The following is a 9,537-nucleotide window of genomic DNA, read 5'->3' as shown; positions in this document are numbered from 1 at the left end:
CATAGATTCGAACTTTATCCTCATAAGTTAGTTTCATTTAAAAACACCCCAAAAGTTAGATTTTTTCTGTCTAACTTTTGGGGTGCGGTTCATTTGCTGGCTCTTTTCAAATTTTAGGTCCCTGAGTAGAAACCGTCTTTTTAAATTCTTTATCAAGTTCTTCAAGAAATACATCAATTTGAGCCAACAGATACTGTTCCTCTTCATTTAAATATTGACCTTTTCTAATCTTAGAATTTAACGTCTTCTTTTTCTGCTCAAAATAATTAAAAACAGTACTTGCAGCATCATTAAACCCATCAAAGTACAATGAACTCAGCCCCTGTTTAGCTCCTTGTTTTATTGCTCCACCAAATTCTTCTAGTATAGGCATAATAAATTCCTTTCTACCTAAGTATCATCTCGTTACTTAGACTTGTTTCTTAAAAAGTTTCTAATAAATTACAAATTTTTGAATATAGATCCCAGTTTTCTATTACAACAATTTGTAATTGCTCTCTAGTTCTCGTAATGTTTTGGTAAAACATCTTATTAATTGGATAGTAGGAATCCGTACTATTCAAAAACATGAACTTATTTACTCCAATAACTTCTCCTTTTTTATTTTTCTTTTCCTGAATGCCTGGACCATAGTAAAAATTGAAATCCATCGGTATAATAACTTTATCAAATTCTTGTCCAATGACTTCATGTGAAACTTTTCCGCAATCAACCATTGAGTCTATACTTTCAAAGGTATAGCGACTCTTAGCATAGTTAAGGACATGCCAATCGGTTGTATCCTCCATTTTATGTAAATAAGTATTCGCACTTGCTCTATTGCCAAAATATTTTATTTGAATATTTCTACGCGTATTCTTTACCTTTTCAATAGGCTTATCAACTGAAAACTTAATCAAGTTCCTTATAAATAAATTCATATCTGGGTTGGTTCTGAATCTATCTTTTAAACTAAATTGCTTTGAACCCAACTCAGAGAACTTACTTAATATAGCATTTGCATTTGCAGCACTCTCAGATTTACTGAGAGTCTGTGCACCGTCTAGGGAGATAATATATTTTGTATCAGGATTTTCAGTTACAGAGTCCAATAAAGCAGACACCTGCTTATATTGACTTTCTTCTCGCAATCTTTGAGACTCATCAATAATTATGTAATCATAAGACTTAGCATCATTCAAGGTTGATTTCAATTGGGTTATAGGCTTAATCTGAAATCCCTTTGTCTGTAAGTGACGCTGACCATCATTTAGTTTTGCACCATGTATAATTACAACTCTGAAGCCGAAGTACATCAAAAGTTTTGCAATGTGATAGATTAATAATGTTTTACCTGTACCCGGATTCCCTTTAATTGTAAACAGCCGCTCATTATTTTGGGGTTCTAATATATAGTTAACAATTGCCTCTTGATGTCCATTTAAAAAATATTGTTGCTTGAGAAATTTCTCAGTATCATTAAATGGAGACACTAAATAATTTTTTATATCAAATAGAGCATCTACCTCATCGCGGCTTAATAAACTGACTTCCTGTTCTATTAAGACACGCTTAAATTCTTCAGAATTGATTTTTTCAACATTACCGGTATTTCCATCGTATTCAACATAACTCTGGATGTCAGGAGAAAAACTATAATATCTCGTCTGTTTATCAAGAAAGTTTAAATAAAAATGATTCCGTTTAAGCTGTTTTTCCTGCTTATCTAATGTAGTTTGACTTTTCAATTCAATTGAAACATTATAGTTTTCCCCAAAACGAATCAGATCAAACTCTTTACTTATTTGAGGAATTTTATACCCAAAATAGAAATTATCTGTGTATTGAGATAATATGCTAGGTGTCATCCCCCAATCCTTCAGTAATTGCACAAAAGAAACAAATGTGGAAAATTCCGATGCTCCCTTAAATGGATAGGATATATTCGAGAAATATGATACAATTTCACCTTCATTTATTTTTATAGCATCTTCCAGAACTTGACATTTTCCAAGCTCGACTTCTCCAAAACTGTTTGTATAGCCCAGAATATGCTCTGACAAAGTATAGAAATCCATAAAACCTCAACTTACTAAAGCGTTTTCTTTATTATAACACTTCTACCTATTTAAATACAATTACAAATTAAAAAATTTAAAATAAAAAAAGCCATAGCTAGAGTATTTACTCTCTTAACTATGGCCTATAAATTAACTTCTGTTCCTTCTAAAAACTTTACGGTAATGCTGCCGTCTTCACCAAGCATAATCTTCTCAAGTACCTGGCACATCTTTCTTCCATCAAATGCTTCCTGCTCACTATCAAGAAGTTCCTTTAGTTGAGCCGCATGGTACTTCTCCAGCTTTTGTTCTTCGCTAAAGTTAGTCCACTTCTCTTGTAGATTTTCCTTATTTTCTCTAAGAACCTCTACTGCTCTAAAGAATGCCTGCTGCAGGGTTTCCTCATCAATATGGCGATTGGTGCACCCCTGGATTCCTTTTACCTTGTACCGGTTATTGCACTGCCAGACTGGACGCTTGCCTCTGCTCGTAGTCCAGTTCTTTCTGCCAAATAGACCTCCACATTCTTCACAGAATACCTTGCAGGTAAATGGGTTTTGTTCGCACTGGATAATGTAAAAATTGATGTGATTATCCTGCCTAAACTGATTTCTCCGTTCTATCTCAAGCTGAACCAACTCCCACTCTTCTTTATCAATGATGGCTTCATGATTGCCTTTGATATAGTATTGATTGACTTGTCCCTGGTTCTCACTGCGCTTTTTGGTTAGAAAATCCACCGTATAAGTTTTCTGCAAGAGGGCATCTCCCATGTACTTCTCGTTCTGAAGCATCCTTTGAATCGTAGTGGGGTACCAATTGACTTTCCCATTCCAACCTGGAACCCCTTCTTCTTTCAGAGTTCTTGCTATACTTTCTGGCGTTTCTCCTTGTAAAAAATACCGAAAGATTCGTCTGACAATCTTGGCTTGCTCCTCATTGATGATAAGATTTCCATTCTCGCCCTTGTCGTAGCCTACAAATTTGGTTGTATTAACCCTTACTTCTCCCCTTTCAAACTTCTTTCGAATCCCCCAGGTCGCATTCTCTGAGATAGAACGAGATTCGTCTTGGGCCAAGGAAGAAAGTATGGTCAATAGCACCTCACCTTTGGCATCCAGGCTGTCAATATTCTCCTTTTCAAAGGTGACCCCGATTCCAAGTTCTTTTAACTCCCGAACATATTTCAAGCAGTCCAGCGTGTTTCTGGAAAAACGGCTGATAGACTTCACTATAATTCTATCCACTTTACCTTTTCGGCAGTCTGCTATCAACCGATTAAACCCTGTTCGTTTCTTGGTATTGGTTCCTGAAATCCCCTCATCCGCGTATATATCAACCAACTGGTAGAGAGGATTCTGGCGAATATAGTCTTGATAATACCGAACCTGGTTCTCATAACTTGATAGCTGTTCGTCTTGGTCGGTGGACACTCGGCAATAGGCCGCCATTCGGATTTTCTGAATGTGTTGCTCCTGCTCGACTTGTATCATTTTCTTGGCAGGAATAACTGTAATGTTTTTTGCCACTGATATTCTCCTCCTTTACCACTGTGGGTTCATAAATACTCCAATCCTGGACTGCACTGTCTGGCACGCGCATACCAATGCAAGCGGCCTTCCCTTCTCGGATATACTTGCTGCAGACCCAGACAACTTTTCCCTTGTAGTATTTTTGTCGTTTCAAAGTAGAGCCACAATGCTCGCATTTCAATAAGCCACTCAAAGGATATCGTCGGTTGCAATTAATGCTTAGGTTTGCCTTTCGATTCTGTTTCAGACGCTTTTGAACGGCTTCCCAATCTTCTCTGGATACTATAGCTTCATGGTTATCCGTAATCAGGTACTGCTGCACCTGACCTTGGTTGAGTCGTTGCTTGGCCTTGATTTCCGCAAAATAGTATTTTTGCAGGATTGCATCTCCCTTATACTTTTCGTTTTTTAGAATATTGGTAATGGTGCTTGAATACCATCGCCCACCGTCTACCGTTGGAACTTTCTCTTGATTGAAAAGCTTTGCGATGGCATGAACTCCCATGCCAGATAGATAGAGGTTATAAATCCGTTGGACAATTTTAGCTTCCTCAGGATTGATGATTAACTCACCGTTCTCATCCTTGTCATAGCCTAAGAAGCGCTTAGTGTTAATCACCAGTTCTCCTCGCTGGAACTTCTTCTGAAAAGCCCACCGTTGGTTCTCACTCATATTGCGCAGTTCTTCTTCTGCGTAGCTGGCAAGAACTGTAAGCATGACCTCTCCCTCATTTGACAAGGTATGGAGATTTTGTTCTTCAAAAAAGATATCCACTTGGATGGCTTTCAGCTCCCGACTTACTGCAAGTAATAACTCAGTGTTTCTGGCAAAGCGAGAAATGGACTTAGTATGAATGACATCAATCTTTCCGGCCCTGCAATCCTCCAGCATCTGCTGAAAGCCTGGACGCTTGGCCAGTTTTCCCGAAATCCCCTGATCATAATACACTCCGATAAAATCGACATCTTTTTTGTTTTGATAGAAATGATTATAGTAGGCTTGCTGATTGGTGAGGGATTCCTGCTGTTTTTCTGTCATGGTTGAAACCCGCGCATAGGCACAAACTCTTATCTTTCCTGGCTTCATCCCATTCTCCTTTCTTCCTTACTATATATCACTCTAAAGGCCAAATTTATCAAGTATTCAGCCCACTCATTCAAGCTTTTTCTAGTTGAAATGCTGTCTATGTAAAAGGCCTGCATAGACAACCACACAGACCTTGATGGATTATTCAATTCGTAACACTTGACCGGGATAAATCAAATCCGGATTTTCAATTCCATTAAGGGCAGCTAAGTGCTGGTAGTTCGTGCCGTACATAGCTGCAATGGCTGAAAGCGTATCGCCACTTTCAACTGTATAAGTGATGCTGCTAGGTGCTTGAGGATTTCCAGTAACTTTTAAAACTTGCCCTGGATAAATCAAGTCAGGATTGGCAATCCCATTGATTGCCGCTAATTCCTGATAACTTGTTCCATAAAGAGCTCCAATAGCAGATAAGGTATCCCCTTCTTGAACTGTGTAAGTCCTAGTCGACGCTGGTGCTGCCGGTGCTGGAACCGCAGGGCGAGGTTCAGGGATTTGGCCAGTATAAACTGAGCGTAAATCCCGATACATATAATTGGAATCTACTCGGCCACTGATACCACCAACAATTCCATCACTTGTAAACTGCCAGATGTCTGTTGGAATAGCACAAGCTTCTACCTGCCACTGAGCTACCCAATTCGTATAGCGGGATAAGTCACCCATATTCTGGAACCAGTGCAGGCTTGCATACACACCAGCCCAGTAACCAGCGGCTTCTACATTGTCACAAAACAGTTGACAAATAGCCGTAGAAGTTTCCCAGCTCACACCTCCATTGTTGGCTTTCCAACCGTCCGCATCTTCCATGTCAATGTAAAGAGGCATAGAAGGATGAAATTGCCGAACAAAATTCAAAAAGGCATTGACCTCAGCTTGTGCTTCTCCCAAATTACGAGCATAGCTATAATGGTAAAATCCGTACGGAATGCCAACCCGCTCACATTCATATGCATTTCGCCGTGCACGCAGGTCTTCCGCAAAGCTACCCCAAGACGAACGAATAATGACAAAGTCAACATTGCTCTTCAACTGATCAAAGTCAATAAAACCATTGTGTTCACTGATATCTACTCCAAATAATGCCATCTTATTTTTCCTCCGATTTTAATTGTTTCAAGGTCTGCTTGAGTTTATCAGGAACCGGCAGACCAATCCGAGCCGCATTTTCAATGATGCTGAGGCCTTCATTAGACAGGTAATAAAAGATAACCGCTGTGCGGATGATTCCTCCCTGTTTCAAGATATGAGTATCAATAATCTGACCCATAGCCACTAGCATCAAAATAACAACTTTTTTAAACAGTCCTCGAAAACCAACTGCACTGGATAGCTTCTTTTCAACAACTGCTGCCATCAATCCACTGATATAATCAATAGATATAAAGACAATCAAGGCAAAAATAAAACCATCCCAATCGCCAAAGACACTTCCTAAAAGTCCTCCTACCGTAGTAAATAGGACTTTATTCGCAAAAACCAACTGCTTCATGATGCATTTTCCTTTCTATGCGGTTCACTCCAGTCGGGATTTCCCTTTTCATCAAATTGCATGATATAAAAGTTTTTATGAAATAACTCAGACAAATTAATGGTAGGGACTGTCGCACCCCACTGAGTCAAAGCTCCCACTGTTTCGACTTCCATCAACTGACGTCGACCTTCTTTAATCACGGGACGCTTTTGTACTTCTCGGTACATATAAAAATCCTCCCCCTCATTTTTGCAGCGAATGAACTCACCATTCTCGCGCATATAAGTGAGTGCTGCCACCAAATCAAAAGGTTCTGTAATTCTACTTAGATCAGGTAGTAATTCCTTTTCTTCCATCTTTCTTTCCTCCATCTATTTTTAATGGTGTAGTTGCTTCTTTGAGATCAGCTTCCAATTCTTCTTTCTTCTGAAGGAGAACTTGGTAAGCTTCCTCTTTCTGAGTCAATTGAATGGCTAAGAGGTTCTTTGATGTTACCTCATCAGCAAGCTTTCTGGTCAGCTCTTCAATCGTTAAACGAAGAGCCTGATTAATTTCTTCTTGGTTCATTTGTTTCCTTTCTTATAAATGTCCCACTAAGCTTCTGGTATCCCACCAGGCTGGATGCCCCTCACTATGGCTAGCCCTATATTCATAGAGCGCTCCAATGCTATTAGACATCCGTTGTAATACCTCGTGAAGTGAGACATAATTACCGCTTGTATCTAAATAGAGCCAAACATCGCCTGTATTAATGGTTGAGTCCCTTCTATCCTGTTTCCTGCTTGGACGCAGTTGGAGTTTTCCTGTTGTGGTCATGACCCAACCGTCTTTATTATCATAGGCAGAACTGGCAAAAGATAATTCATCCCCAACCAGATCAAGTGAATCGATATTGTACCCATTCCAAGCTCGAATACCGACAAAGCCACTATCATTAGAGCTTTCAGTGCCATAACGATTGGAGCCAATAACAGTTACACCCGCTCTTCCTTTGCCATCGACATTCCCTGTCGCAAACTTAATAAACTGGGTTGGGTAACCAGTCAGAACTCGTTTCAAGGCAGCTTGGTCTGTATAATACAAAATCTGACCTGCATTGAGACTGATTTCCATAGCTCGGTTAATGGCTGTTAGGATACCACCTGATATCTTGTTCGCAGATAAAGTTACCGACTGCACCTGGCTGATGAAGGCCTGCTTTGAGAAAAGCTTCCTCAGATAAGCTTCGGTCGCAGATAGCTTGTTAAACAAGGCATCATCTACTTTCAATTTCTCAGCCGTTACTGCTTCTGCACTTAAGATTGCTGTTGTGACTGATCCCGATTCAAAGTTGGCTGTCTTTAACTTATCCACCATGGCAGACTTAATAACAGCATGATCAATTAAAGTTTGTCCTGTGATATGGGTGAGTCTACCATGGATATGATTTACTCCATTCGCTAATAGATTCAAACTGTTTAGTACTGCCCCACCTGAAGTCAAATGCTGAACCGACCAACTGTTTGCGAGCTGAGTTTGAACAGTAGAAACTCTCTGGGTCAAATCCGTCACCTTGGTCACATAGGAAGAATCTGTCAGGACAATCTGGGCCAAGTTATGTTTGACACTGTCTTCCTTTGAGCCAATGAGCCGTGAGTACAGATTAACTGTTTCCTGAACCTTTTGAAAATCACTGCTGCTGGTTTTGCCATTGACTGCCTGCAAAATTTCTGAAAAGCGTCCCTCCACTCTTTGAGAATAGGAGGCAATCTTGGTTTCTGTGTACTGCCGGTCATCCTCTGGAGCTGGACTCGGTGTCGTCGCAATTGTCCCATCTTCCAATTGTGGATCCCGAATATAAAGAACATCACCAACAAGCCAGCCATTCGAATAACATACCCAGGACCAATATCTCTCAAACTTCACGGTAAAATGATGAACAAACCGATGCCATTCAGTTTGAAGTGTCACGGTTGAAACACCACCTGTCTCAAAACCAAACCGAACAACTACCGACCGACTCGCTTTCATGTCGGCCGAATAGACCATTTTCTTCCCTTGCCATTCAGCCCCCCTTAAATCAAAAATGGGCTTATGAAAGCCACCATTCCCTGCTTTGGTACAAGTAGCTTTGAGATAGTATCCACTTTTGGCATTCGTATCCGGTACCCGTTCAAACTTCCATTCTGATACATTAGACGAGAGTGGCAACAGACCATCAAAATCATAATGACGGATGTAGTTGCGCCCACCAATCTGCAGATTCTCAAAGCGACGATTCAAACCTTTCACATCTTCTGAATAGAAGACTTTTGCGACATAGTCCATGGCCACTTGCTCTCGGACAGTTCTGGCCTGATTGGCTGTTTCCGTCCGTACATACTGCTCCAGTCGTTCCTGCCGTTCTCCATCTTTTGAAACATACCCCTGAACCTGTTGGAGCGTTGTTTCAAGTCCAGATAGAGTCTGCTTGACTTCTGTCTTACTGACAAAAGTTCCCATTTTCTGAAGAGTCTCTTTTTGAAAAGCATTCAGTTCGGCTGTTGTTTGATTTGTCACTTCTTGGACGTTGTTTAGAGCTTGCTGAGTGGCTCCTGCCTTGCCTAAGGCTTCTTCCGTCTTTTGAGTAATCGTATGAAGAGTCGACTCTGTCGATTTCGTAAAAGCAGTAAACGAACTCTGAATCTGATCACGAGTCTGAGCTGCAATTTCTTCTGCCTTTGCTTTGGCCTTTTCAATGCCGTCTAGTACCTTGCTCTCTTGCTTCTCAAAAGCTGCATCAAAGGCCCGATTGGCATTTTCTAAAGCTCGTTCAATCATCAAATCATGGCTGCCTTGAGCAAGGGTTAAGATGGAATGAGCTGCAGCCGTCAATTTTGAAGAGGTATTATGGCCACCTTCTCTGACTTTATCGTCAAAGGTCAATGAGATATATTCTTTAGTAAGTGCATCGTATTCATAAGCCACGGCTTGCTTTAACAAATCCACATAATGCTTTCGGCTTTTTAGAGTGACCCAGTCTCCCAAATGAACCGTTTGACCATCTAGCTCATAGGCTTCTATCACAATGGCATCCTGCTCTCGGTCAATCTTATCATGATAGAATTTACTCTCACCCCATTTTCGCAACTCCTCAATGGTTTTAAGATTGTTATTCGTGAACTCTTTTTCATTGATGTAGGGATAAGCATCAAGCAAAGGACTGTCAACAGTCAAGGTTAACGTCTTCTCTTCTTCAGCTCCTTCTGGTTTAAAGGTCGAATGAACATGGATACGGGTCACTACAGTTTGCGAACTTCTATTCCGTTTGTAGGATTTCAGGTTCTGATGAGTCGTAATAATGACACCACGATTCTCTCCTCGGTGCTCTTGAATAGAGAATAAGAAATTATCTCGAGTGACCTCACCTTCCCAGGTTCCAACGAT

The 9,537-nt window shown here is 40.5% G+C and carries 9 protein-coding genes; all 9 read right to left on the bottom strand.

Going from position 1 to position 9,537, the window contains the following annotated elements:
• Window positions 1–106: 106 nt before the first annotated feature.
• Window positions 107–373, bottom strand: coding sequence for a hypothetical protein (locus GMD5S_RS0209945; protein ID WP_001121929.1), 267 nt, complete (start codon window positions 371–373; stop codon window positions 107–109).
• A gap of 49 nt (window positions 374–422) precedes the next feature.
• Window positions 423–2,057: a DNA/RNA helicase domain-containing protein gene (locus tag GMD5S_RS0209940; protein ID WP_000348474.1), complete on the bottom strand. Its 1,635-nt coding sequence runs from the start codon at window positions 2,055–2,057 to the stop codon at window positions 423–425.
• Between the two features lie 125 nt (window positions 2,058–2,182).
• Window positions 2,183–3,532 carry a recombinase family protein gene (locus GMD5S_RS0209935; RefSeq protein ID WP_443255800.1) on the bottom strand — a complete coding sequence of 450 codons (1,350 nt, stop codon included), beginning with the start codon at window positions 3,530–3,532 and terminating at the stop codon, window positions 2,183–2,185.
• Window positions 3,435–4,658, bottom strand: a complete 1,224-nt coding sequence (locus tag GMD5S_RS0209930) for a recombinase family protein (RefSeq protein ID WP_000802276.1) — start codon at window positions 4,656–4,658, stop codon at window positions 3,435–3,437. Before GMD5S_RS0209930 ends, GMD5S_RS0209935 begins: the two co-directional genes overlap by 98 nt.
• 141 nt (window positions 4,659–4,799) lie before the next feature.
• Entirely contained in the window at window positions 4,800–5,747 is a 948-nt protein-coding gene (locus GMD5S_RS0209925) for a LysM peptidoglycan-binding domain-containing protein (RefSeq protein ID WP_001173139.1), read from the bottom strand.
• A gap of 1 nt (window position 5,748) precedes the next feature.
• On the bottom strand, window positions 5,749–6,150 hold the full coding sequence (locus GMD5S_RS0209920) for a phage holin family protein (RefSeq protein ID WP_000812005.1): 402 nt from the start codon (window positions 6,148–6,150) through the stop codon (window positions 5,749–5,751).
• The gene (locus GMD5S_RS0209915) at window positions 6,147–6,488 is read right to left on the bottom strand and encodes a hypothetical protein (protein WP_000391432.1); all 342 of its coding nucleotides are present in this window, start codon (window positions 6,486–6,488) and stop codon (window positions 6,147–6,149) included. Before GMD5S_RS0209915 ends, GMD5S_RS0209920 begins: the two co-directional genes overlap by 4 nt.
• Window positions 6,463–6,699: a hypothetical protein gene (locus tag GMD5S_RS0209910; protein WP_001070900.1), complete on the bottom strand. Its 237-nt coding sequence runs from the start codon at window positions 6,697–6,699 to the stop codon at window positions 6,463–6,465. Before GMD5S_RS0209910 ends, GMD5S_RS0209915 begins: the two co-directional genes overlap by 26 nt.
• Window positions 6,700–6,711: 12 nt before the next feature.
• Window positions 6,712–9,537: phage tail spike protein (locus GMD5S_RS10340; protein ID WP_016893899.1), on the bottom strand; the 2,826-nt coding region annotated here is incomplete at its 5' end.

The sequence above is a fragment of the Streptococcus sp. GMD5S genome (genome assembly GCF_000298715.2).
GTDB lineage: Bacteria > Bacillota > Bacilli > Lactobacillales > Streptococcaceae > Streptococcus.
The sequence above is the reverse complement of the archived record's forward strand: the minus strand, read 5'-3'. Positions and strand labels throughout refer to the sequence as shown.